This is a genomic window from Dyadobacter beijingensis DSM 21582, assembly GCF_000382205.1.
GTDB classification, from domain to species: domain Bacteria; phylum Bacteroidota; class Bacteroidia; order Cytophagales; family Spirosomataceae; genus Dyadobacter; species Dyadobacter beijingensis.
Genome location: NZ_KB907786.1, coordinates 1,495,888 through 1,521,211 on the forward strand (window position 1 = coordinate 1,495,888; position 25,324 = coordinate 1,521,211).

20 protein-coding genes are annotated in these 25,324 nt (G+C 52.4%); 11 read left to right on the forward strand and 9 right to left on the reverse strand.

The genetic code is table 11. The annotated features are described in order from the left end of the window. Positions 1–54 precede the first annotated feature (54 nt). Genes H144_RS33785 through H144_RS0106190 form a run of 3 tightly spaced genes read left to right on the forward strand, consistent with a single transcriptional unit; the run spans position 55 to position 3,830 of the window. Positions 55–2,025: a UbiA family prenyltransferase gene (locus H144_RS33785; RefSeq protein ID WP_019941181.1), complete on the forward strand. Its 1,971-nt coding sequence runs from the start codon at positions 55–57 to the stop codon at positions 2,023–2,025. Next, a complete protein-coding gene (locus tag H144_RS0106185; RefSeq protein WP_026350455.1) occupies positions 2,012–2,707 on the forward strand; it encodes a methyltransferase domain-containing protein in 696 nt (231 codons plus the stop codon). The genes H144_RS33785 and H144_RS0106185 overlap by 14 nt, the downstream gene beginning before the upstream one ends. After that, on the forward strand, positions 2,691–3,830 hold the full coding sequence (locus tag H144_RS0106190) for an NAD(P)/FAD-dependent oxidoreductase (RefSeq protein WP_019941183.1): 1,140 nt from the start codon (positions 2,691–2,693) through the stop codon (positions 3,828–3,830). The genes H144_RS0106185 and H144_RS0106190 overlap by 17 nt, the downstream gene beginning before the upstream one ends. Here H144_RS0106190 and H144_RS0106195 read toward each other — a convergent pair. From H144_RS0106195 to H144_RS0106220, 6 genes are read right to left on the reverse strand one after another with little or no spacing between them, the layout of a single operon-like run. Beyond that, the gene (locus H144_RS0106195; RefSeq protein WP_019941184.1) at positions 3,792–4,526 is read right to left on the reverse strand and encodes a lycopene cyclase domain-containing protein; all 735 of its coding nucleotides are present in this window, start codon (positions 4,524–4,526) and stop codon (positions 3,792–3,794) included. The genes H144_RS0106190 and H144_RS0106195 overlap by 39 nt on opposite strands. Continuing rightward, on the reverse strand, positions 4,523–4,996 hold the full coding sequence (locus H144_RS0106200) for a sterol desaturase family protein (RefSeq protein WP_019941185.1): 474 nt from the start codon (positions 4,994–4,996) through the stop codon (positions 4,523–4,525). The genes H144_RS0106195 and H144_RS0106200 overlap by 4 nt, the downstream gene beginning before the upstream one ends. Positions 4,997–5,026: 30 nt before the next feature. Continuing rightward, a complete protein-coding gene (gene idi / locus H144_RS0106205; RefSeq protein ID WP_019941186.1) occupies positions 5,027–5,542 on the reverse strand; it encodes an isopentenyl-diphosphate Delta-isomerase in 516 nt (171 codons plus the stop codon). Positions 5,543–5,602: 60 nt separating this feature from the next. Beyond that, positions 5,603–6,439 carry a phytoene/squalene synthase family protein gene (locus H144_RS0106210; RefSeq protein ID WP_019941187.1) on the reverse strand — a complete coding sequence of 279 codons (837 nt, stop codon included), beginning with the start codon at positions 6,437–6,439 and terminating at the stop codon, positions 5,603–5,605. 3 nt (positions 6,440–6,442) lie between these two features. Further along, the gene (crtID, locus tag H144_RS0106215) at positions 6,443–7,942 is read right to left on the reverse strand and encodes a bifunctional phytoene desaturase/3,4-desaturase (protein ID WP_019941188.1); all 1,500 of its coding nucleotides are present in this window, start codon (positions 7,940–7,942) and stop codon (positions 6,443–6,445) included. Then, a complete protein-coding gene (locus tag H144_RS0106220; protein ID WP_019941189.1) occupies positions 7,920–8,810 on the reverse strand; it encodes a MerR family transcriptional regulator in 891 nt (296 codons plus the stop codon). The genes crtID and H144_RS0106220 overlap by 23 nt, the downstream gene beginning before the upstream one ends. A 131-nt stretch (positions 8,811–8,941) precedes the next feature. Here H144_RS0106220 and H144_RS0106225 point away from each other — a divergent pair, with 131 nt between their 5' ends. Further along, positions 8,942–9,763, forward strand: coding sequence for an XRE family transcriptional regulator (locus H144_RS0106225; protein WP_019941190.1), 822 nt, complete (start codon positions 8,942–8,944; stop codon positions 9,761–9,763). A gap of 436 nt (positions 9,764–10,199) precedes the next feature. Then, positions 10,200–12,281: a choice-of-anchor A family protein gene (locus tag H144_RS0106230; protein ID WP_019941191.1), complete on the forward strand. Its 2,082-nt coding sequence runs from the start codon at positions 10,200–10,202 to the stop codon at positions 12,279–12,281. An 81-nt stretch (positions 12,282–12,362) separates the two neighbouring features. Here H144_RS0106230 and H144_RS0106235 read toward each other — a convergent pair whose 3' ends face one another. Together H144_RS0106235 and H144_RS0106240 are read right to left on the reverse strand one after the other, a co-directional pair. Continuing rightward, positions 12,363–13,517: a glycosyltransferase family 2 protein gene (locus H144_RS0106235; protein WP_019941192.1), complete on the reverse strand. Its 1,155-nt coding sequence runs from the start codon at positions 13,515–13,517 to the stop codon at positions 12,363–12,365. Further along, positions 13,518–14,522, reverse strand: coding sequence for a lysylphosphatidylglycerol synthase transmembrane domain-containing protein (locus tag H144_RS0106240; RefSeq protein WP_019941193.1), 1,005 nt, complete (start codon positions 14,520–14,522; stop codon positions 13,518–13,520). Here H144_RS0106240 and ruvC point away from each other — a divergent pair. Beyond that, a complete protein-coding gene (gene ruvC, locus H144_RS0106245) occupies positions 14,521–15,105 on the forward strand; it encodes a crossover junction endodeoxyribonuclease RuvC (protein WP_019941194.1) in 585 nt (194 codons plus the stop codon). The genes H144_RS0106240 and ruvC overlap by 2 nt on opposite strands. A 1-nt stretch (position 15,106) precedes the next feature. Here ruvC and H144_RS0106250 read toward each other — a convergent pair whose 3' ends face one another. Further along, complete coding sequence (locus tag H144_RS0106250) at positions 15,107–18,280, reverse strand: zinc-dependent metalloprotease (protein WP_019941195.1); 3,174 nt, start codon at positions 18,278–18,280, stop codon at positions 15,107–15,109. Between the two features lie 247 nt (positions 18,281–18,527). Here H144_RS0106250 and H144_RS0106255 point away from each other — a divergent pair, with 247 nt between their 5' ends. From H144_RS0106255 to H144_RS0106275, 5 genes are all read left to right on the forward strand, one after another. Beyond that, positions 18,528–19,172, forward strand: coding sequence for a TetR/AcrR family transcriptional regulator (locus H144_RS0106255; protein WP_019941196.1), 645 nt, complete (start codon positions 18,528–18,530; stop codon positions 19,170–19,172). Beyond that, complete coding sequence (locus tag H144_RS0106260; RefSeq protein ID WP_229207847.1) at positions 19,150–20,490, forward strand: TolC family protein; 1,341 nt, start codon at positions 19,150–19,152, stop codon at positions 20,488–20,490. The genes H144_RS0106255 and H144_RS0106260 overlap by 23 nt, the downstream gene beginning before the upstream one ends. A gap of 96 nt (positions 20,491–20,586) precedes the next feature. Then, entirely contained in the window at positions 20,587–21,690 is a 1,104-nt protein-coding gene (locus H144_RS0106265; RefSeq protein WP_019941198.1) for an HlyD family secretion protein, read from the forward strand. 48 nt (positions 21,691–21,738) lie between these two features. Further along, positions 21,739–23,307 carry a DHA2 family efflux MFS transporter permease subunit gene (locus H144_RS0106270; protein ID WP_229207848.1) on the forward strand — a complete coding sequence of 523 codons (1,569 nt, stop codon included), beginning with the start codon at positions 21,739–21,741 and terminating at the stop codon, positions 23,305–23,307. Positions 23,308–23,713: 406 nt separating this feature from the next. Further along, positions 23,714–25,282, forward strand: a complete 1,569-nt coding sequence (locus H144_RS0106275) for an NFACT RNA binding domain-containing protein (RefSeq protein ID WP_019941200.1) — start codon at positions 23,714–23,716, stop codon at positions 25,280–25,282. Positions 25,283–25,324: the final 42 nt, after the last annotated feature.

Sequence of the window (25,324 nt, forward strand, 5' to 3'; positions counted from 1 at the left end):
TGGGTGGCCGCCGACCGCCGACGGTCATATCCCTTTTTTCCCTAACTTGGCTCCATGCCATTTTCCATCGACCGTAACACCGTTAAACTGCTGAGAATCCCGTTCTCATTTTTCCTGGCACCGCTCTTTCTGTTTGCTTACAGCCAGGCAGAAACGGTGGTGCACCGGCAGGCTTTGTGGAGCTTCCTGATCATCCATTTGCTCGTTTATCCGGCCAGTAATGGCTACAACAGCTACATCGACCGGGACGAGGACAGTATTGGCGGACTCGAAAAGCCGCCATTGCCTACCATTCAACTCTTTTATCTTACAATATTTCTGGATACCGCCGCAACCGTTTTGGCGCTGGTATTCGTAAATACGTTGTTCGCTATTTGCATGGTGTTGTACATCGCCGCATCGCGGGCGTATAGTTCGAAACAGGTCCGGCTGAAAAAGTACCCGTTCGCAGGGTTCCTCACGGTAGTGTTTTTTCAGGGGGCATTTACCTACTATATGTCGATTGCCGGTATTTCGGGCGGTGCATTGCGGATGGATATGGCAAATGTGTTCGTGCTGCTGGGCTGCTCTTTTCAGATCGCAGGCGCGTACCCGCTCACGCAGGTATACCAGCACGAGCAGGACCTGCGCGACGGTGTGGTCACATTGAGTTACAAACTGGGCTATATCGGCACATTTGTGTTCACGGCGTGCATGTTTTTGCTCTGTAATGTGTGCTATTATTTGTACTTTACCAGCAAGGGGCTTGGAATGATTTTTTTTATCGTCCAGGTATTCTTCGTCCCGATCGTGATCTGGTTTGGCGTGTGGTTCTCGCTGGTGTGGAAAGACCGGCGGCAGGCCAATTTCCGTAACACGATGCGGATGAACTGGATCGCGGCGATTTGCATGAATAGTTGTTTCATCGTTTTAATTATTATCAACAGAATCCCATTGAGTTATCTATCCGCTATTGAAACAGCCGTTCCCGAATATGGTTATGCACAGGAAACGCTCACCGATTTCTACCTGCGATCGACCGACGACCTCACAACACGTCGGAAAATCAAGATTGTAGCCAGTAAAACGGGTATCGAAAAGCGCTATTCCGTCATCGCGGATTTTGATAAAAGCCCCGAAGAATACACTTTTTTCAACCGCAATGCCGACCTGCTGCCTGAGCCGACGCTTTCGCAGCGGATGCAGCTTTACCAGCAGCACGCCACGGCACTATCGCGGAAGGCCATTGAGCAAATCCCTGATTTTGAATATACTAAAAAGCAGATTACCCATTTGATCACCGTCACTTGCACGGGGCTGTTCGCACCTGGGCTTGATGTGGAACTGATGCGTGAACTGCGGCTGAACCCGTCCATCGAGCGCAGCAGCGTTAATTTCATGGGCTGCAACGCAGCGGTACTGGCACTCAAAAACGCCGATGCGATTTGCCGCAGCAATGTGAATGCAAAGGTGCTCGTCGTTTGCACGGAACTCTGTTCGATCCATTTTCAGAAGCGGTACAATGACGATTACCTGCTATCAAACATGCTTTTCGGTGACGGGGCGGCTGCGCTGATCGTTTCGTCCCAGCCCGAAATGCACTACCAGCATGCGGTAAAAATCGATGGTTTTAAATCGATGATCCTCCATAATGGCTATTCCGACATGGCCTGGCAGCTTTCGGAGACGGGTTTTATAATGAACTTGTCGTCGTATGTACCCGATCTGATCCGCGACAACATCCAGCCGATGCTCCGATCGGTAGGGCTCAAAGCGGACGATTACCGGCATTGGGCTGTCCATCCGGGCGGCAAACGCATTGTCGACGATTTTGCGGCGGCGTTGGAATTGGACAAATGTCTGCTCGCGCCTACCTACAATGTCCTTAGGAACTATGGAAATATGTCTTCGCCGACGGTACTTTTTGTCTTGAAAGAAGTACTGGAAAAAGCGAAATCCGAGCACTTGGGTAACCGGGTATTTGCCGCGGCATTTGGCCCCGGGCTGAGCATCGAAACCATGCAATTACAATATGTTCAGGCATAGGAGCTTGCAAAAAGAGCTGCTGGACGCGGAGCACATTCCGCCGGCGGATCTCTTTCAAAATCTCCGGGAGCTGGATTTTATCAACCACTGGCTGGGCGGTTACGGCATTTCATTTGATGCCTTGAAACGCGTGCTGCAAAAAGACAAGCGCTGCGTGCTGGTCGATATCGGCTGCGGGGGAGGGGATACGCTCAAACGCATTGCCCACTGGAACCGGAAGGCCGGTTACGATCTCGACCTGTATGGCATCGACCTCAAAGCGGATTGCATTTCCTACGCCGAAGAGAATCTGAACGGCAGCGGCGTAAAGCTGATATGCGATGATTACCGACAGATTTACAGGTACTTACCGCAGGTTGATATGATCCATGCCTGCCTGTTTTGCCACCACCTCACGGACGACCAGTTGATTGAGCTCGTACAATTTGCATTGAACAACCGGGCGGTCCTGGTGATCAACGATCTGGAAAGAAATCCGATAGCGCATTATTCGATCAGGTGGCTTACCGGACTTTTCTCGAAATCTTACCTCGTGAAAAATGACGCGCCATTATCGGTATTGCGGGGTTTTAAAAAGAAGGAATGGCTACGAATTTTGCAGGCGGCAGGTGCCAAATGCTTTTCGGTACGGAATAAATGGGCATTCAGGCATGAAGTGATCGTGTATGGAAACGCGGACTGAACATTTCGAATGCGCGATCATCGGCGGCGGGCTGGCGGGTCTCTGTCTGGCGATCCAACTGGCCGATGCGGGCCGGTCCGTGATTGTATTCGAGAAACACAAATATCCTTTTCACAAAGTCTGCGGGGAATACATCTCGATGGAAAGCTGGCCGTTCCTGGAAAGCCTGGGGCTGCCGCTGGGCGATCTCGCGCTACCCAGGATCAGCAGCCTTGGTATTAGCTCTGATCGGGGATTTCTATTGAATCATCCCCTCGGAATGGGCGGTTTTGGTATCAGCCGGTACAGTTTGGATAACCATCTTTTTGAAATTGCCTTGCGCAAAGGCGCGCGCGTCGTGCAGGAGTGCCGCGTGACAGACGTGCAGGGAAATTTCGATGGTGGTTTTCAAATCCGTACATCCGTCGGAAATTTTACTTCAAATACAGTTTGCGGAAGCTACGGGAAATATGCCCCGCAATTTATCCAGCTGGACAATCCCAATGCATTGAATGCGGATAACCAGAACTATATAGGCGTCAAATACCACATTCAAGCCGATTTTCCTTCCGACCGTATCGAACTGCATAATTTCAGCGATGGTTATTGCGGGATTTCAAAAGTCGACCGTGACTGGTATTGCCTTTGCTACCTTACTACCGCGCGGAATTTGCTCGAAAATGGCAAAGATGTGAAACAAATGGAGGAAGCGGTTTTGTATAAAAACCCTTTTTTGAAAAAGTACTTTACGAATTCTACTTTCGTGAACCGCCAGCCGTTCATCATCAGCAACGTGCAATTCAGCAAAAAGCAAACGGATACGAAGGGCATCTTTCTGCTCGGCGACGCAGCGGGCTCTATTACGCCGTTATGCGGGAATGGTATGAGCATGGGCATGCGGGCTTCCAAGCTGCTGGCAGCAGAACTGGTACCTCTTTTAAGTGGCAAGCAAACCCATTATAATGCATTGAAAAACTATCAACGCACCTGGAATGCGGCTTTCGGGACGAGAATCAGGGCCGGGTACCATCTCCAAAAGCTGTTCGGAAAGAGCCGCACGACCGATCTGGCATTGAAATTCCTGGATCGCATACCCGCGCTTACTTCAAAGCTTGTTTCGCTCACGCACGGGCCGGTGTTCTGAGGGATTATTTTTCTCCGATTTTTGAAGAAAAGTTTCGAACAGGAATGCATTCAGCAGCAGCATGAGCATGCCGTAAAAAACATCCTCGACAGGGATTGTTAAAATGCGGACGCCGATATTTTGCGCATTGTTATACCATACCACCGGCTTTTCGGGCCCCGTACCCGTGAGAATGCCGTTCACGATGAAAAACGGGACGAGCAAAAACATATGGGAATAGTAAAACAGCCCCAGCCATTTCGGCTTGATCTGCCATTTTAAATACATCAGCATAATGGCCAGTCCGCTCACCGCCGAAACCGTATAATAACGCCCGGCACCCGCTAATCCCATGATTACGCAAAGTGCAAGGAAGGTCCAGGTTACGGCCTGTGTCGCCTTCACGCGCATTTCCGGCCCTTTCCAAAGCCGGAAACAGTAGTAGGTGAACATACACGCATATGGAATGCAAATAAAAAACAGGATCTCCTCGATCGGCAGGCCGAACAGCCCGATGCCGGTCAGATATTGCGGTGTAAAGCCCCAGACGCCGATTTTGGTGAAATAGCTGTCCCAAACGATAAACGGTACCGCCGTGATCAGGATCGCCGGCCATAGTGCTTTCCAATGCCGGTCGAGGCGGATTCTGGGATGGAAGGACGCCAATAGCGGTACCGAAATAGCCCCCAGGTCCACCAGCAGGTAGAGCAGCCTCATTTCGCAGTCGCTTTTTGGGCTTCGCGGAAATATTTGAGCGGCACCCATAGCATTCCGAAACACTCGCCTCCGTGCTTCCCGAGGTGCTTATGGTGCATTTTGTGCGCCCTGCGAATGGCTTTCAGGTAAATGGAATCGGTGTTGCGGAAGAGCCGGAAGCGTTGGTGAATGAAAATATCGTGGACGATGAAATACGTGAACCCGTAAATGGTAATGCCCAACCCGACCCAGAAAAGCCAGTTGAACCCCGCATTTAATCCCAGCCATAAAAACGTAATGCCCGGCGTGGCGAAAATGACGAAGAAGTAATCGTTCTTTTCGAAAAAATCGCCGTCGTCGCGCTGGTGGTGGTCGTGGTGGAGCGACCACAAAAGTCCGTGCATGAGGTACTTATGCGCAAGCCAGGCCACACATTCCATGGCCACGAATGCGGCAAGGGTAATCAGTGAATTAATGATCCAGTGGGGCATTATGTTTGGCCATTTGGTTTAAAACTAAAATCAGGGCGCAATCCTCCGCGCGATCACCGGGATACAAATCTTGAACCATTCGGTGTAGGCCTGCGGGTTTTGCGCAATATCGGTTTGTATTTCAGGGATTGTCAGGTATTTGTAATCGCTGGCTTCCGCCGGGTCGATTACCGGTGTGGCATCGGTGGTACCGATGAACACATGGTCGAGTTCGTTTTCCGTAAGGCCATTTTCAAGGTCTGCGCGGTACTGGAAGGTGTACATGAATTCCAGGTCGGTTTCAATGCCCATTTCCTCGCGCAGGCGGCGTACGGCCCCGTGATGCACATCCTCGCCCGGGAGCGGGTGGCTGCAACAGGTGTTCGACCAGAGGCCTTCCGAGTGGTATTTCCCAAACGCCCGTCTTTGCAGCAGCATTTCGTTCTTGGAATTGAAAATGAACACGGAGAATGCGCGGTGCAGCACACCCTTTTCGTGCGCTTCGAGCTTGGGCATCAGGCCAATGGCTTCGTCGTTTTCCGTTACGAGGACAACTTGGTCGGTCATAGGATGGTGGGTTTCAGGTTCTGAGATTGTGGGATATACTTCCTACACAACACAGAAACGTCATAAAAGATCAAACTGGTGCCTCAGCAGCGACCGAAACATCAGTCCGAACTTGTCGATATCCGGAATGCGTATCCGCGCATTCATGACTTTTTCCGGCGGCGTCTCCTTGATCCGCATGAACAGTTTTTTGTAATAATAATAAGCCAGGTAAACCCCCCGCCGCGAGCTGGCGGGCAATCTGCGGATGCCAATCAATGCCGCCTCGAAATCCTCTTCGATTTCCTGCTGGATCACCGCTTTTTCGGCATAGGAGAAATGGTTGAAATTCACTCCCGGGAAATAAGTACGGCCTAGCGTTTGATAATCGGCCTTTAAGTCGCGCAGGAAATTCACTTTTTGGAATGCCGCGCCGAGTTTCATGGCATAGGGTTTCAGCGATTCGTACATGGCGTGGTCGTTTTCCGTAAAAACCCGCAGGCACATCAAACCGACCACCTCCGCCGAGCCCAGTATATATTCGTCGTAAGAGTCCTGCGTGTGTTCTTTTTGGGACAAATCCATTTCCATGCTCTTCAAGAAAGTGTCGATCAACTCCCATTCGATGGCGTAGGCGTGCACCACATGCTGGAAACTGTTGAGAATGGGGTTAATGCTGATCCGTTCCCGGATGGCTTCCTGCGTTTCGCGGCGGATGCGCGCCATCATTACCCCCTGGTCGTAGCCGTGAAAGCTGTCGACGATCTCGTCGGCAAGCCTTACGAAGCCGTAAATGCCGTAAATGGCCCTGTGGAGCGAAGGTTTCAGGAAATAAATACCGAGGGAAAACGAGGTGCTGTACAGCTGCGTGGTTTTCTTGCTGCACGACGCCGATAAATCATCGAAAAGGCTTTTCATAAGCTAACTGTTTAGGTATTTGAGAACTTCACGGGCGGCAATGGTGCCGGAAATAATGGCCGGAGGCACGCCCGGGCCCGGCACCGTGAGCTGGCCGGCAAAAAACAGGTTGCTTACCTTCGGACTTTTCAGTTTGGGTTTGAAAATAGCGGTCTGGCCGAGCGTATTGGCGAGCCCGTAGGCATTGCCCTGGTAAGCATGGTAATCGTTTTTGAAATCGGACACCGAGTAGCTTTTCTTCAAAACCACGTGGTCACGGATATTTTCACCGGCAAACTTTTCGAGCCTGTCCATCAGCAGCTGGTAATAATGCTCCCGAATAGGCTCCGGGTCGGGGAGGCCGGTGGCAATGGGCATGAGCACAAACACATTCTCCTGGCCCTCCGGCGCTACCGACGAGTCGGTTACCGAGGGGCAGCAGACGTAGAACAGCGGCGCGGTCGGCCATTTTTTGTCCTTGTAAATTTCTTCCGCGTGCAGGCCGAAATCCTCGTCAAAAAACAGGTTATGGTGCCGTAGCTTCGCGATTTTTTTATTGATGCCAAGATAAAAAAGCAGGCAGGAGGGAGCAAACGTGCGGCTCTCCCAGTAGTCGTCGGCGTACTGGCGGTCGGCCTCGGGTAACAATGCATGCTCAATGTGCCGGTAATCGGCGCTGCCCACGATGGCGTCCGTTTTGATGGAGCCGCTGGCCGTATGGACATGGCTGACCTTCCCGTGGTGCGTTTCCAGCCTCTCCACCGTTTCGGACGTGCGGAAATTGACACCGGCTGAGCGCGCAATGTCGCGAAATGCGTCGGCCACCGTCCCAAATCCGCCCATGGGGTAAAAAGTACCCTGTTTGAGGCCCGAGTAGTTCATCAGACTGTACAACGCGGGTGTGTCTCTCGGCATCGCGCCGAGGAACAGCACGGGAAATTCGATCAGCGCGAGCAGGCGCGGGTCTTTGAAATACCGCCGTGCATGCCGGCTGAACGAGCTGAACAATTGCAGCCGCATAGCCTGCGCGAGCAATTTCAGGCTCATGAATTCGATGAAAGAGTGGCCGGGTTTATAAACCATTTCATCCATTCCCACGCGGTATTTGAATTCCCCGTCGGCGATGAACTCGCGGAGTTTGTCACCCGCACCGGTTTCCGTCTGTTCGAAAAGCGCGCAGAGCTGCTCGAAATCGGCGGGAATGTCCATGAGCTCATTGCCTGAGAATACGACGGCAAAACCGGGGTCCAGCTGTTTGAGATCATATAAATCGGCCGTGGTATGTCCGAATTGCGCGTAAAAGCGGTCGTACACATCGGGCATCCAGTACCAGCTGGGACCCATATCGAAGGTAAAGCCCTGCCCGGAAAACGTGCGCGCCCTGCCGCCTAAGGTGTCGTTCTTCTCAAAAACCGTTACCTCACAGCCCTGCCGCGCGAGCAGCGCGCTTGCCGCCATGCCCGCAAAACCCGCGCCGATGACGCTTACATTGCGCTTTCCATTATAAATCGGTGTGTGTGGCATTGTCTGCAATGATTTCGTTCAGTTTGTCGATGGATTGAATATGATGAATGCGGGGGGAATGGGGGCCTTCACCCGAAAAGCATATCCTGCAATGCGGGAAGTCCGCGGAAAGCCGTTCAAGCAGCTCAGGGACGCGGTTTTCGGGCTGGTTACCTACGAAAAATGTATAAATATGGGTGGGGGTAATATCGCGGGCGACGGATCGCAGGTCGGAGTAAGGCACGCGGGTACCCAGGTATACCGCCTGTTTGCCGGCCCGCAGCAATACGTAATAGGCAAAAAGCAAGCCTATCTCGTGGTCTTCGCCTTCGTGCAGAAAAAGCAACCATTTCTGGTCGTTCACCGCAGGTACAGGCAACGCGTCGATCGCCGCGAACAGTTTCTGGCGGATCAGGTTGGACAGGAAATGCTCCTGCGCAGGCAGCATCGCATCCTTCGTCCACATGAGTCCCGTGCGTACGAGCAGCGGGTATAGTACGCGCTGATAGGTTTTTTCGATGCCCAGCAGCCCGACGGCCTCCGCGAAAAGCCGGTGAAACGCAGCCGCATCGTAGGCTGCAACGGCGCTGATGGCCCGGTTGATCCACGCTTCCACCGCCTGGTCGTCTTGTAATGAGCCCGCGATGATCCGGTCTATCTCCTCGCCGATCTGCGCGTGGCTGAGCTGACTGATGTGCGAAATTTTCATCCCGCGGTTCAGCAACGTACACACATTCAGGAGTTTCTTAACGTGGTCGTCGTTGTAATACCGGATATTCGTGTCGGTCCTTTCGGGTTCGAGCAGACCGTAACGTTGCTCCCAGATGCGTATCGTGTGCGCCCTGGTACTGGTAATGCGTTCGAGGTCCCGGATCGAATAGGTCGACATAGAGTTTTGTTTAACTTTTTTCAAAAATAATTAAACAAAATAAATTGTTTACTTTTTTGTAGGAAAAATAAAAATTGCTGCTACTTTTGATATTGATAATATCTTATGTTTGATTTTATAAATATCATCTCATGGGTGCGCAGGACATATTCTGGTCAGTCAATATCAAGTTCCTTCGTTTGCGTCAAAAGTTGAGCCAGGAGGCCCTGGCGGAAAAGCTCGGCATTAGCCGTGTGAAGCTCAACGCGATAGAAAGCGGCCGTACGGCCAATCCGACGGTGGATGACCTGATCAATTTTTCGGAGTACTTCCGGATGAGCATTGACAGTCTCCTGAAAATAGAGCTGAGCAAGCTTTCCGATCAGAAGCTGAAAGACCTTGAAGAAGGAAGCGAGCTGTTTATGAAAGGCAGCCAGATCCGCGTTCTGGCCATTACGGTGGATAAGGAGGACAAGGAGAATATCGAATACGTACCCGTACAGGCGCGCGCGGGCTATCGCTCGGGTTACGCCGATCCGGAGTTTCTGGCCACACTACCCCGTTTCAACCTGCCGACCGTCCCGAAAAACGGCACGTTCCGGATGTTTCCGACGGTGGGGGACTCCATGCTGCCCGTTCCTGAAGGCGCGGATATTATCACCAAGTACGTGCAGGACTGGACGACCGTCAAGCCCGAAACGCCCTGCATCGTCATTCTCAAAGGCGACCAGGATTTCGTTTTCAAACAAGTAACCATTAACCAGGAAGCCGGGACGATGCTCCTGCAATCGTTCAACAAACAATACTTTGCCTACACCGTCCCGATCGGCGAGGTGATCGAGCTTTGGGAGTATTACAGCTTCCACAGCAAGGCCCTGCCGGAGCCGCAAACCGACATGCAGCAGCTCATGCGGATGCTCTCCGAAATGCAGAACGAGATCAAAGAATTGAAGCGACGATCCACCTACAAATAGACGCCACTCAAACCGGGGCGAAAACCCCTGAAAATCGATACAAATACTTGGACAAGCCGGGGCCTTCACCCCGGCTTTTTTGTGTTTCTACGGGATTCGATGTCTTGGAATCGTCATAGTGGTTAAAATGCGGTTGAGACGCCAATTTCGAACATTTTGACCTTCGTGACCCTTAAAATTCTAGAAATACTGCCTAATTTTGTGGTCAATATGTAGAATAAATACGGACTTTTCTACAAAAAAATCGTTTGTAACCGATCTGAAAACTTCGTTACTAAGTGTACATTATCTACGATTAGTGCAATTTTTAAAAAAGTTGTCACCCCTCAAATCTCCGGCATCACCCCAAACAACCGAGGGGTGGTCACAAAAAGAATAATCGATCAAAAACGGCGGTCTAAGTTTGTCGAGTCAGAAACACAAAACGACTCAACACATGTACGCCAAGTCCCTATTCGTAAGCCTTTTAGCGCTCCTCTCTCTCAACACAAATCAAGCATCTGCCCAGAGCCCAACTTCCGCCGCACAACGGTTCAACATATTTGTAAAAGGTGACGCTACCCTGCAATCAAGCGAGACCGAAGGTCCGATCGCAGTGGGCGGAAATGTAACCACTAACCAGTATCAGATCAGCTTCAACAAACAACACGGAGTGCTGTTCGTAAACAATGCATCGATCGGTCTGGCGGTTCGCGGAGCGGTAAAGCTGAACAACGGAAGCCTGATGGTGAATGGCGACAACTATGTGAAGATCGGTAACTGCAATCCTTCTGACGGCTCAGGCAACACCCTGAAAGTTTGGTACAGAGACAACAACAATGCGGCTTCGACGATCCGCATCAACGGAAGCACCAACGATTACAATGCGAACCCCAACATCACGATTAACGCCAACATCAACACCTGGTCACCGAGCGTAGGCGAATCTTCCAACCCTGTTTGCGAGCAGGTATTCGGTACAGGCGCAGGCCAGATCGACATCGACGGCGCATTCATCTCTTTCATCAAAAGATCTTCTCAACTGAAAGAAATGGCGGACAACCTGCCTATCCGCGATCAGAACGGCAACATCATGGCGGCTGCGCCGATGGGCCCTTACCTGAACCCGAACGTGATCGGCAACAACCCTAAAATTATCGTAGACCCCAATAAAATCAATGTCCTCACCGTATCGGCTGCCGTCTGGAACAAAATCGGAAACTCCAACATCGAAGGCATTCCACAAGGCCCGCAATTGGGACAAACTTCTGCTAACACCAACTTCGGTCTGATTATCAACATTGTAGATGTTCCAACCTTTACTTCATCCAACGGCAACGATCGCATCAACTTCCCAAGCTTCGGCGGAATGTCGGATTCACAAGGCGGTTATGTTCTTTACAACTTCCCTGACGCAACGAAATCCATCACATTGGGCGGCAACGGACAGATCAGCGGAACGATCTTCGCACCACAAGCGGATGTAGTAAAAGAAAACAACGGTAACATCAACGGACAGATCATCGCAAAAAGCTTCGTACACAAAGGCGACGAGGTTCACTTCTGGCCATTCCTGCCTTCGATCGCCGAACCGGTAACTAAAAAGATTGAAGTAGCTGTTTCTACAAAATGCGTGAAAAACGCAGCTTACCTGGACTACACAGTAACCCCTAACTACGACACAAAAGGCCAGGGCGTGAAGATCGAATGGATCGCAAGCGGTGCCAAAACAGTGCAGGAAGACAGCGGCCTGCCATTGAGCGGAAGTGTTCTTTTCCCTGGTGCAGCGGTTGACGCGAACGGAAATGGCATCGCATGGCCTGGATTCAAGCAGGAAAACGGCAAATGGGTAGAAGTTCCGGGCGACCGTTACGGCGCACTTCGCGAAGCCGGCGCAAGCATCCGCGTGACTGTGGACCCATCGGTGGAAGTAGGCATCACCTACCCTGTGTCAAGCTCAACATGTTACACAACTCCTCCTCCTGCAACAGCTTTACCGGTAACATTAGCATATTTTACCGCACAAAATGTAAATTGCAATGCGGAATTGAAATGGAAGGTAACCGAAGCCAAGAATTTCTCACACTTTGAAGTTGAACGCTCGACAGACGCCAAGACTTACAACACGGTTGCCCGCATCGATTTCGACGCCACTAAGAGTACTTATAGTTTCAACGACACACCATTTTCATCGGAATCTGTACCTGCAAAAGCTTACTATTATCGTCTGAAGCAGGTAGATAATGACGAGACATTCGAATACAGCGCGATCCGCAGCGTACAGGCGGGCAGCTGCGACAGCCGGTTGGCAGTAGATTTCTACCCGAACCCAACACAGGATGAAATGAATGTCCGGAGCTTCTCACCGGTGAAAAAACTCGAAATATACACACTGGGAGGAAAACAGGTTTATCAGGTAATGCCTGGTGCCAACGAAACTGAAATCAAAGTAAATGTTCAGGCTTTTGCACAGGGAATGTATATCGTGAGCGTGGTCAATGCAGAAGGCAAATACTCCTCCAAAGTGCTCAAAAAGTAGAATGAATTGATCTTATATAGCGTTATGTGAAACTTAAAGCTGCCGGCATTTTGCCGGCAGTTTTTTTATATGCCAGTCTCACTACACCAGTTTGCGGCCTTTCCATTCATATTGACCCTGCTGGGCAGCCAGGCCGAAAAAGCACACATAGAACGGATAAATGCATTGGGTTACGGGGATGTATGCCAGCGATTTAGGTTTTTCCAGGAACGCCAGCACGGAGCCCAGGAAGAACCACTCGGGCATGCATTTCAATGCGAGCATAGCCGCGAACGCAGCGGGCGGGAGCATGCCTGCGAGGGCAAGTGCGCCCGCAAGGATAAGCGCGAAGTTGCTGGCAAATATGTAGATCGCCAGAACGAGGGGCGTTTTGCTCTGGTAATGCTTCCACTTGCTCGCCCATCGCTTACGCTGGCGGTAAAAACTCGTCCAGTTGCGGTGGGGAGCCGTGCGTATAATGGCTTCGGGGTGGCGCAGGAAACGGACGCCACCCGGGTAACGCGCGGCAATCTTGTGCATGAGGAACTCATCGTCGCCCGATGCAATGTGCCGCACGCCGTCATAGCCGCTTACTTCCAGGAAAGCGGCTTTCTCGTAGGCAAGGTTGGCGCCGTTGCACATGGATGGGTATCCGGCCGACATCGATGCCGCGCCGCTGCCGATAAGGCTCGCAAATTCGACGGTCTGCAGATGGTCGGTTAATGATGCCTCTTCCGTGAATGTGACCGGTGAGCTGATCAGCTTCGCGCCGGTTTCGGTATAATAGGTGGCAATGGCGTGAAGCCAGCCCGGCTGCGCCCGGCAGTCGCCGTCGGTAGTGACGATGAGGTTGCCATTCGCCTGAGCCATTGCCGTTTCGATCGCCCGTTTTTTGGGTGCAGAGGTGCGGACGTCGGGTAGGGGAACGAGGCGGATCTGTGCATGGGAATGCGCAGCGAAGGCGCGGACGATTTCAGCGGTGTTGTCCGTGGAGCTGTCGTCCATCACGAGTACTTCGAAATGCGCGGCGGGTAATGTCTGACGATCGAGGTCTTCAAGCAGCGATACGATATTGCCGGCCTCGTTGCGGACGGGTATAATGACGGTGATCAGAAGGTCGCCAGGGATGACTGTGCCGGCCAGGGGCCTGGCAAGCCTCGCCCAGAACATTGCCAATGCACCGGTGAAAAGCGCGTAGCTGCCCAGCAGGAGCCAAATGGCCGCGATAATCCATGAAGTGAATGCGAAGCTGCCCATTTACGCTTTGTTTTTCTTCCATTTATATTTCCAGATCAGGAATATCCCGACGAGGATCGGCCCGAGGACGTTCAGTATCCATATCAGGAAAGTTGCTGCGATGATTTGCTCCGCAGGCAGTTGGTAGGAGGCAAAAACGACCAGCGCCGTGAATTCCCGCAAGCCCAGGTCGCCCAGCACATTCACGGCTGGAATGAGGGTTTTGGACAGAAATACCAACGTCACGCAGGCTGCCAGCCCCGCTACCGGCACCGGGAAGTGGAAGAGGGACAATGCAAGCAGGAACTGTGACAGGAAAACCAGGTAGCGCACGGCCCCGTATAATGTTGCCGTGGAAACGTCGCGCGCCGTGTAGCTGGCGATCACGCCGATGTATTCCTGTATTTTTTGAAAAACTTTCCTGCGCGCAGGCCAGCCAAGCAATGGTTTTCGGAATGCGAATACAATAGGGCCGAGTGCCAGTACGGCGATCAATGTAAGACTCACCGCAGTTTTGACGCGCTCAGGAATGTTGAGTTGGTCCCGCAAAAACAGCCAGCCCGCAGCACCCGCCAGCACGGATATGTAAAACTGGATGCCATTGGAAACCAATGCCGCGCCGATCGCTTCCAGCCGCCGGTCGGATTTGAGGGCGGCCACGCGCCCGAGCGTATCGCCCAGCTGCGCGGGAACAGCCACTCCTACGGCCAGGCCCGTTAATGTGCCGCGAAATGCCTCGTTGAAGCCGATCGGGATGATTTTGCGGGTTAATGTCTGCCATTTGAGGCTTTCGAACGCCCAGTTGACGGGCACCAGCAAGACCATTATCACGAACACCGGCATGTTTTCAGCAGACCATATTTCACCGAAAACACTCCAGATGTCGGCAATGCCTTTTTGTTCGTTCCGGAAAGTCCGGTAGATGTAGCTCAGGATCAACACCGTCACCACGAGCTTAATCGCCCAGAGCAGGTTTGCCTGGCCGCTTTTTGGCTTTGGAGGGGAGAGTTCCTTATCTTGCACCATGTTAAAAACGGAGGTTTCGGAAAAGGTCATTATCGGAGTCGACCCAGGCACGCAGGTGATGGGTTATGGGGTTATTTCGGTCAAAGGACAGCAGATTTCGCTGGTTCAGTATGGTGTTATTCATCTGAGCAAATATAGTACGCACGAACTGAAGTTGAAGAAAATCTTTGAACGCCTCACCCAGCTCATCGAAGAGTACCTGCCCGACGAAATGGCGATCGAAGACCCTTTTTACGGCAAAAATGCGCAGTCGATGCTGAAACTGGGCCGTGCGCAGGGGGTAGCGATGGCTGCCGCGCTGGCGCGTAACATCCCGATCGTCGAGTACTCGCCCAAGAAGGTGAAGCAGTCGGTGACCGGCAGCGGCAATGCTTCCAAGGAACAGGTCGCCTACATGCTCGAAAAAATCCTCAAAATGGAGCTCAGCCGCGAATTCATGGACGCTACCGACGGCATCGCGATCGCGATTTGCCATCAGTACCACGCCAATTCCCCTGCTTCCGTAAGCACCCCCGGTTCCAAAAAGGCCAAAAAGGGCGGCTGGGGTGCATTCGTCTCCGAAAATCCCGGGCGCGTGAAATAGCCTAGCGCATCATTCTGAGCGATTTGGTTTGTTTGCCAGCCTTCAAACGGTATACATAAAGGCCCGGCGCCAGCCAGTTGCTATTCACGTCCACACTATGCCAGCCCTGCGCCAGTTCCCCGCTTTTCAGGTCGCTGATCTTCTGTCCCGACAAATTGAACAGTTCCAGGTTGACCGTTTCCGGCCTGGGCAGGTAAAAGGAAATACTACCCCCGGTGCCGATCGGGTTCGGCTTGTTTTGCAGCAGTAACAGCTCCTGCGCCTGGCCGCATGCCGAAGATGGAAGAATGGTAAATTCCGCGCTCGGGTGACTGGTAATTTCAGGACTGGTCGTTTGAATAGCTAAGGAGTAATTTCCCTGCGGCAGGCTGTCGGGCAGGGAAACGCTTAACCTGCGCTTGTCGTCGCCGCTGATTTGCCAGGTAATTGTCTGGTTCGTTCCTGCCTTCCGCAATGCTGCGCTGATTTTGTTGCCGGCGCCAAAGCTGGAATTGGTCGCCAGGGACAGGTCGAGGGGTTCGCCGGGGCAGTATTTCTGCTTCGGGACAAATGACAATATCTGTCGCTCGTCGAATGCATGTATTTCGCCGCCGGTTGTCATGATCAGCAGCTGATCCTTGAAAAATTCCAGGTCGAAAGGCTCATGCAGGAAATTGAGGCCGTCGGTGTAAGCGGTCGTCTTGCCGTAGGCATATTTGATCAATGCCACGTTTTCTACACCTGTAAACTGGCTGTTGAGCCGGTAGGATGCGAGCCACATCGTTCCCTTGTCGTCGAAGATCAGCTTTTTGACGTTGAATTTTTGCAAATCCGCAATCAATTCCCATTGCCCTGACCCCGCTGCAAGCCTGCTCACGCCAAAATCGCCGTAGATGAAGCAGTTATCGCTGTCGTCGAATGCCATTCGGGTGAGGTTAGCGGGGTAGGGGAACGCGAGCAGGTAGGCCCATTCGTTGTTTTCGAATCGCCATACGGCACCGGCATCGCCCATCACCCATATGCGTCCTTTGCTGTCTTTGGCCATGCAATGCACCATGCCCAGCGGCAGCCGGTTGCGATGAAAGTAAAATCCGCCGTTGTAGAACTGAATGATCAGTTTTTGCGAATTTTTGAGAAAATAGCCATACTGCTCCGAATGGATCATTTCCTGGGTGTCGTCAAAATAAATGACGTCCGGCGTGGGGACGCTCTGATACAGGTCTCCCGTTTTATACAGAAAGCCCTGGTAAGGGTCGGCCAGCAATATATTGCCATCCGGCGAGGCGCCGAATGCGGTCACGACCTGCGAGCTTCTGCCGTTGGTCGTCGAGGGGAGGAAGCTCTGCCAGGATTGCAGGTCGGTGGTAAGGTGGTAGCCGCCCTGGAAATTGAATACATAAAGCTTGTCGCCCGATTTTACAAACCGGTTGTAAAGCGAGAACATCAGACGGTAGGAGCTCGTATGCAGCACTTTGGACGGCGTTCCCAGGAACCGGAACCGGTTGTCGCGGACACCCGTCCGAAACCGTGAAACCGCCCATTCAGATTGTATCGCGGCTGGTTGCAGCATGCGCGAACGCATAAAGTATGTGGTGTTACCGCTGAGCGAAGGAAGCAGTAATTCCTTATCGGTAGCCCAATCGCCGAAGGAATTATTGGTAAAGGACTGCTCAAAAACGATGCTGCGGAACAGTGAATCCGTGGCGATTTGCGCCAGGCCGGTAAATGGCTGGGTGCCGGTATACGGTACCCATTGCCGGATGGCCAGGATGGGTGCCGTAGCTTGCGCGTCATCACTGTTCAATGAAATCTGGCTCGTCGATACCGGTGTTTCGAACCACGTCGGAGCCGACCACTGGCTCCAAATGCCTTGCCTGCTGACCCGGTAGCGGAGGTAAAAAACACGGTCGTTGGAGAAACCGGAGGGCTCGGCAAAATGGTGCGTACCGGCTTGGGTAATCTGCCCGCTCCGCTCGTGGAACTCGTTGTCAAAGGTATTGTAAAACTGGACCTGGTAGGCCGAAACGCCTTCCAATGCCCTGAACGAGCCGTAAACGATGCCCGAATTGTCGCGCCGCATTCCCCAGGGCTGGGAAGGTACTACTGCTTCGGAAAAGGCATTTACCCGGAATGCTGCGGGCGTCGACCAGTTGCTTCCACCCAAATCATTTTCCGGCAGATAGCGGGCAAAATAGCTCCCCTCGTTCATTCCCGGCGACCGGTAGAACGACTGGCTGGTAACCGTATCCTCCACAATGCGGGTAAATGCCTCGTCCGTCGCGATCTGGAAACGGTACCGTTTGGCACGCCAGGCAGCCTGCCATTCAAAGGACGGGGTTATGCCCGTGACATTGGCGGATGGGGAATAAACCGTGATACTTCCTGGCGAAGTGGGCTTTTCGGCGTAGGGTTTGAGTGAAAAAGTCTCGACGATCCGCCCCTCCGAAAATTCCCTGATCAGGTTGCGGCACAGGGGATGGAAAGTGAGTTTGGAACGGCAATAGGACATGATCGAGCCGTTCACGAATTCCTGACGGCCCGCCGGGCATGTTTCCGACGTGTACTCGATGGGCGCGCAGCGGTCGATAGGCCCGCCCGGCCACGCGCAGCTGTGCGTATGCGGGGAGCCGAGCGTATGTCCGAGCTCATGCGCGAGAATGTCGACGGTAAAACGGTCGCCGGGGCCTGGAAAATTGGAAGTACACATGCGGAAACCGCCCCAGAATGTACCGCTCCTGGCCGACAATGACACGACGGCATCACGCTCTTCGCGCCGGTTGCGTTCCCAGTAGTCGAGAATTTTACTGAAATAATCGAAGTCGTCCACCAATGCATACGGCTCGGGCTGCTGCCAGATGTGGATATAGGTAATGGTGAGTTTGATATTCATTTCCCGCTCGAAAATGGCGGATGTTTCGGCAAATACGTCATACACGGTCTGCCGGATCTTCTCCTGGTCATGGCCATACATCTTGGCCGTTTGATAGTTGATATCCACCGCTAAACGGTATTCCAGCATTTCGCCCGCATGTGTCCGCGCGGCAGTCAGGTCGACGCGTTTCGAGATTTTTTCAAGGTAAGCGGCGGTGAGCGAATCGCTGGTGCCGCAAGTCGGCGGAGATTGGGGAAATGCCGTTTTTGGCAGGTTTAGTAAGGTAATGAAAAATAGAAAACAAGTAAAGAAGGATGCTTTCATCGAGGGTTGTGGATTATGTAACCGAAAGTTGTAAATCCTAAGACCATAAAACGCCGTCCTACTGTTGCACCGATTTTAATCTCAGCATTAAAAAACTTTAATGGTACTAATCCAACATTTGCTTTTATTAATCAAACGTTTGTTTAGTAAAATCAAACGATCGTTTGATTTTTGTTGAAGCGCGTTTTACCTTTGTGCCAACATTAGCAATAAAGAAGAAGATAATCCCTGCTAATGAGGTACTTAAATGGAATACAACGCGAAACAATTGCAGATAATAGAAGTGGCGGAGCGGCTGTTTTCACAGAAAGGTTTTGCCGGCACTTCGGTGAGGGATATTGCGCAGGAAGCGGATGTGAACGTCTCGATGATATCCTACTATTTCGGTTCGAAGGAAAAGCTGATCGAGGCGCTTTTCCAGCTACGTATGACGGAGTCGCGGTCCCGGCTCGAAACGCTCGTGATGACCAGCGAGCTTTCCGCCTTGCAAAAATTCAATATGTTCATCGACAGCGTGATCGATCGGCTGATGGGCAACCAGTGCTTTCACAATATTATGCTGCGCGAGCAACTGTCGTCGGAGCGGACGCCCGTGATCTCCGAATTTATCCGTAGCCTCAAATTCCGGAACGTGGAGCTGATCCAGCGCATGTTGCGCGAAGGACAGGAAGCGGGTGATTTCAAAAAGGACATTAATGTGAGCCTGGTCACGACGACGCTTTACGGCACGGTGAACTACGCCATCGCTACCCAGGATTTTTACAAAATGATCAATGGCCTGGACCACATGTCCGACCAGGAGTTTCAGGCGCACCTCCGGCAGGAGCTCAGCCAGCATCTTAAGAACTTATTCAAATCAACAATAACCAATGAACACCACATCCAGAATTAACAGAATGGTTTGTCTGGCAACCGGGATCGTCTGGATTGCTTTGACCGGCCATTCGTACGCCCAAAGCGCACGCACGATCAAGCTGGAAGAGGCCATTGCGATGAGCCTGCAAAACAGCAAGCAATTGAAATTGAGCCAGAGCAATGTAGACCTGGCCGGGCTGGGCATTCGTCAGGTGAAGGAAAACCAGCTCCCGAGCCTGAGTGTTTCGGGTTCATACCTTCGGGTAAATTCACCGAATGTGAACCTGAAAATCAAGCAGGAAGGCAACGACAGCACCGGTAACTCGGGCAGCATGCCGAATGTACATCAGGCCATGTATGGCATGGCGAGCGCATCGCTCCCGTTGTTTTCCGGTTTCCGGTTCAAATACGGCCTCGAATCGGCGAAGTACCTGGAACAGGCGGCCCGCCTCGACGCCGACAACGACCGTGACGCCGTGATCCAGAATACCGTTGCCGCATATGGCAATTTGTACAAAGCCAGCAAGGCCGTTGACCTCGTGACCGAAAACCTGGCCAGCGAGCGGGAGCGCGTGCAGGAGTTTACCAACCGGGAAAAGAACGGTATGCTCGCCCGCAACGATCTCATGAAGGCCAAATTGCAGGAATCGAACGTGGAGCTGGCACTGCTGAATGCGCAGAATGATTTGAAAATCACAACCATTAATATGAACCTGCTGCTGGGCTTGCCGGAAGAAACCGTCCTCGACGCCGATTCCAACAGCTTCGTATCCCTGAAACAGGAAGGCAATGCGGCGGAATGGGAGCAAACGGCGCTGACACACCGCAAAGATATCGCCGCAAACGGCATCCGCCAGAAAGCCGCCGATACGGATATCAAGGTAGCCAAAGCGGACCTGTACCCGAGCGTGGCATTGTCGGCAGGGTATGTGGCGCTGAACATCCCGGGCGTGGTAACGGTCCCTAACGCGGTGAATGCGGGTATCGGCTTCAAATATGACGTGGCATCGCTCTGGAAATCAGGTGCGAAGATCGCGCAGGCCCGGACGAAGGCTTACCAGATGAAGACCAACGAGCAAATCATCCTCGACCGCATTCACCTCGAAGTCAATACCGCTTATTACAATTATGTATTGAGCAAAAGAAAGATCGATGTGTACGCGAAGGCGGTTGAGCAAGCCAACGAAAACTATCGCATTACTAAAAACAAATATGATAACAGCCTCGTAACCACCACCGAATTGCTCGACGCTGACGTGGCACAGGTGCAATCCCGCATCGATTATGAAGCGGCGAAAGCAGATGCGGTGGTCGCTTACAAGAGATTGGAGCAAACCGCAGGCATTATTAATTAAGGAAAAAAGGGAAGATGGACGAAGGGGGGAAGACGCTTCCTCCATCCTCCTTCCTCCCCGATATTCAGTCATCAAGTCATTCATTCAGTCATTAATATGGAAACCAAACAAAACACCACCGAAGAAGCACCGAAAAAGAAAAACTCCCGCTTCCTCATCATCCTTGCCGTGCTGATCATTGGCGGCGGCACCTGGGGTTTTACCAAATATAACCACGGCCAGCACCACGAAGAAACCGACGACGCGCAGATCGATTCGGATATCAGCCCGGTAATCCCCCGCATTTCAGGCTATGTGACCGAAATCCGCGTGAAAGACAACCAGACCGTGAAAAAAGGCGACACGCTGATCGTGCTCGACAACCGCGACCAGACCATTAAACTCGAACAAGCCAAAGCCGGTCTTCTGGGTTCGGAAGGCAGCCTTACCGTGGCACACGAAACCACCAATGCCTCGGCAGCGAGCGGCATTACCTATGAGGCAAATATTGCGGTGGTAGCAGCGCAGATCGAAGAGGCGAAAGTGAATGTATGGCGCGCCAACCAGGATTTCGCACGATACGAAAACCTGATCAAGGACCATTCGATCACCCAGCAGGAATTCGAACAGGCGCAGGCGACGAAACAAAAAGCCGAACGCGCACTGGCGGTATTGGAAGCACAAAAAGGTGCAGCCGAACGCCAGGCGAAAGCAGCCGGCCGCCAGACCCGCGCCACTTCGGTACAATCGGCCGTAGCGAATGCGAATATCAAGGCACGCCAGGCTGAAATCGCAAATGCGGAGTTGAACCTGTCGTACACCGTGATCACCGCGCCTACCGACGGCCGCGTGTCCAAAGTGAATGCGCAGCTGGGCCAGTACCTGCAGGCGGGACAATCGCTGTTCAGCATTATTTCTACCCACAAACCCTGGGTGACGGCGAATTTCAAGGAAACGCAATTGACGAGAATGAAAATTGGTCAGCACGTGAAGATCCACGTGGACGCTTATCCCGAGCACGAATTTGAAGCACAGGTAGCGTCGTTCTCGCCGGCAACAGGCGCCCGTTTTGCCCTGCTTCCTCCTGATAATGCGAGCGGTAACTTCGTGAAAGTGGTGCAACGCCTCCCGGTCCGCATTGAATTCACGAAAGCGGACGACGAGAAAATCGCGCAGCTGCGTCCGGGCATGAACGTGTTCGTGGATGTGGAGCTGAACTAAGGTTCATCAACGGAATTTTTTGATTCTAAAAATCAATAATCAATGGAAATGCAGGAATCACTTGTCGAATACGGCTACCGCAGGGTAATTATTACCATCACGGCTGTATTGTGCGCGCTGCTCGAAATCGTGGATACCACGATCGTGAACGTAGCGCTCAACGACATGCGCGGAAACCTGGGCGGCACGTTGTCGGAAGTGAGCTGGGTGATCACCGCCTACGCGATCGGTAACGTGATCATCGTGCCCATGACCAGCTGGCTCTCGCAGCAGTTTGGCCGCCGGAATTACTTTGCCGCTTCCATCATCATATTTACCGTGGCCTCATTCCTTTGCGGTAATGCGGATAATATCTGGGAGCTGGTATTTTTCAGACTGATCCAGGGCTTCGGCGGCGGCGCATTGCTCGTAACGGCGCAAACGCTGATCACCGAGAGTTACCCGCCGGAAAAACGCGGTATCGCACAGGCCATTTACGGTCTGGGTGTGATCGTAGGCCCTACGCTGGGCCCGCCGCTGGGCGGTTATATTGTCGATAATTACAGCTGGCCTTACATTTTTTACATCAACATCCCGCTGGGTATCATCGCGGCCATGCTGACGATGGAATTTGTTAGAAGCCCGAAATTCGCCAATAAAAAGGCAGCCAACGAGATCGACTGGTGGGGCATTATCTTCCTCGCCGTGGCCGTAGGTTCATTGCAGTACGTGCTCGAAAAGGGCCAGGAAGAAGACTGGTTCAACGACGAAATCATCGTTATTCTTTCCGTAACCTCTGTTTTTGCCTTCTTCTTCTTTATTTGGAGAGAATGGACTTACAAAAACCCGATCGTGAACCTGCGCGTGTTATCCAACGGTAACCTGCGCGTCGGGACGATCCTGTCGTTCATCCTGGGCTTCGGCTTGTACGGCTCGACATTCATTATCCCGCTGTACACCCAGGCCACATTAGGCTGGACGGCCACGCAGTCGGGTATGCTCATGGTGCCCGCCGCGATTGTGACGGCAATGATGATGCCCGTAGTGGGCCAGCTGCTCCAACGGGGGGTGAAACAACAATACCTGGTAGCGATCGGGATGATATTCTTCTTTATTTATAGCTACTGGGGATACCTGATCCTGACGCCGGATACCGGCAAGGATGCGTTTTTCAATATGCTCATCGTCCGGGGGATCGGCCTGGGGCTGTTGTTCGTGCCTATTACCACCCTCGCATTGTCGACCCTGAAAGGCCGCGAGATCGGGGAAGGCGCCGCTTTCACCGGTATGATGCGGCAATTGGGCGGCTCGTTCGGGGTGGCGGTAATCACGACCTTCATCGCACGCCAGAACATGGCCCACCGCAACGACCTGGTCAGTAAGCTGGACATCAACAACCCCGTCGTGCAGCAGCGCGTGGAGGGTTTGCAGCGGAGTTTCCTGGCGAAAGGCATGAGTCCGGACGTGGCCCTGAACAGCGGCTACAAAATGCTGGACTACACGGTCTCCAAGCAGGCGCAGGTAATGTCGTATATGGACGTGTTCCTGTACCTGGGCGTGATGTTTTTGATTTGTGTTCCCTTTGTGTTATGGACGCGCAGCGGCAAAACGAAAGTCGACGCATCGTCCGTGCACTAGTGTTTTTAAGTGTAGTAGTATTGCAGAAGAAGCCCTCCGGTGTCGGAGGGCTTCTCTTGTTTTATGGGAAAGGGGAACCTGGCCCGGAGGGCCATCCTGTTTCCAGGTAGCCGCGCCGCGGCACTTGCATAATAGCTCCACGACATTTGCTGCAACGGACGGAGCATAAAAGTCGCCGATCACTTCTTCGTATTCTTCCAGTATTTCTGTGGTAACCGCAAACTGAAACTTTCCGGTTCGTATCGCATCAAACAACCCACGTGTGGCGGAATGTTTAGGGATACTAATAAGGAGGCAGTTTGTATTCGCGGAATTTCGGCTCCCTGGCTTAGCGAATATTCGCACCTCCCTTTCCTCCTTCCTGCATTCCTCCCTACATTTGCCATCATACAATCCCGATTAAAAAGTGCATCAGAATTACCATTTCCTCAAACAACTTGCCCCGCGGCTGCATGACGAGCTGGCCGGAAAGCGCTTCGTAGAGGCTTTCAGCCAGCAGAAGGACGAGCTCATCATCGTTTTCGCAGAAGAGGATAACGACGAGGAGTTGATAGAACCCTTCTTCATCAAAGCCACATTAACCAACAGTTTCTCCTGCCTGAGCTTCCCCGAACGCTTCGACCGGGCGCGGCGGAACAGCGTGAACCTCTTCAATGACTTTGAAGGGGACCGGGTTGATTTTGTGAAGGTTTGCGAAAATGAACGGGCGATCCAGCTGCATTTCGAAAGCGGCAGGGATTTGATATTCAAGCTCTTCGGGAACCGTTCCAACTTCATCGCATTGAATGCGGAAGGGGCGGCGACGCAGCTTTTTAATAACAAACTTGCCACCGACCGCAGCCTGACAGTGGCTTCGCTGAACCGGTACATTGACCAGTCGTGGGAAGCGTTTGTGGCGAATAATGGCCGATTCGAGCCGCTATTCCCTACTTTCGGGAAGGTGGTGAATCAATATTTGTCGGCAAAACTCGCAGGTACGGCAGCGTTGGCGGAACGCTGGGCGATCGTTCAGGAGGTTTTGGCGGAGCTTGACGCGTCGGATTTTTACATTACCAAAATAGAAAACATTCCCGCACTTACCCTGTTCGAAACGGGCGAGGTGGTGCAGTTGCTGCACGATCCGGTCGAGGCATTAAATGCCTTCTACCTCGCTTACATTCGTTTGAGCGGGCTGGACAAGGAGAAGGCGGATATCGTCCGGCTGTTGAAAAAACGCATTCAGCAAACGGATAACTACCTGGAAAATACCTTTCAAAAGCTGGTAGACCTGGAAAATGCGACCAAAAATGACGAATTGGCCAACATTATCATGGCCAATCTGCACATTATCCCCGAACGGGCAGAGAAAGCGGAACTCTACGATTTTTACAGGGATCAGCCCATCACCATCAAACTGAAAAAAGACCTCTCTGCCCAGAAGAATGCGGAAGGGTATTACCGGAAAGCCAAAAACGAGAAGATCGAGATCGACCGGCTGAATGACAGCCTCTCTGCGCGGGAAGCCGACCGGAAGCAATTGCAGGCGCATCTGGAACACATTGAAGGCATGGAATCGCTGCGGGATATGCGGGCTTACATCAAAGCCAACAAGCTGGAACAGGGTAATGCGGGGCCGGCGGCAGACGAACTTTTCAAGCGCCTGGATTTCATGGGCTACACGATACTGATCGGCCGGAATGCAAAGAACAGCGACTTGCTCACGAAGCAGGCGCATAAGGAAGACCTTTGGCTGCACGCCAAGGATGTGACAGGTTCGCATGTGGTGGTGAAAAACCAGCCGGGCCGCAAATTCCCGTCGCCGGTGATCGAGCGGGCGGCTGAACTGGCGGCGTTTTACTCCAAACGAAAGAATGATTCGCTGTGCCCGGTGATCGTGACGCCGAAGAAATTCGTCCGGAAGCCGAAGGGACTTCCCGACGGCCTCGTGCTGATCGACAAGGAGGATATCGTGATGGTCGTCGCTAAGGGCGAGTGAGTTACGTTAAATGTCCTAAAAATGAAGTTTTTATTATTGATT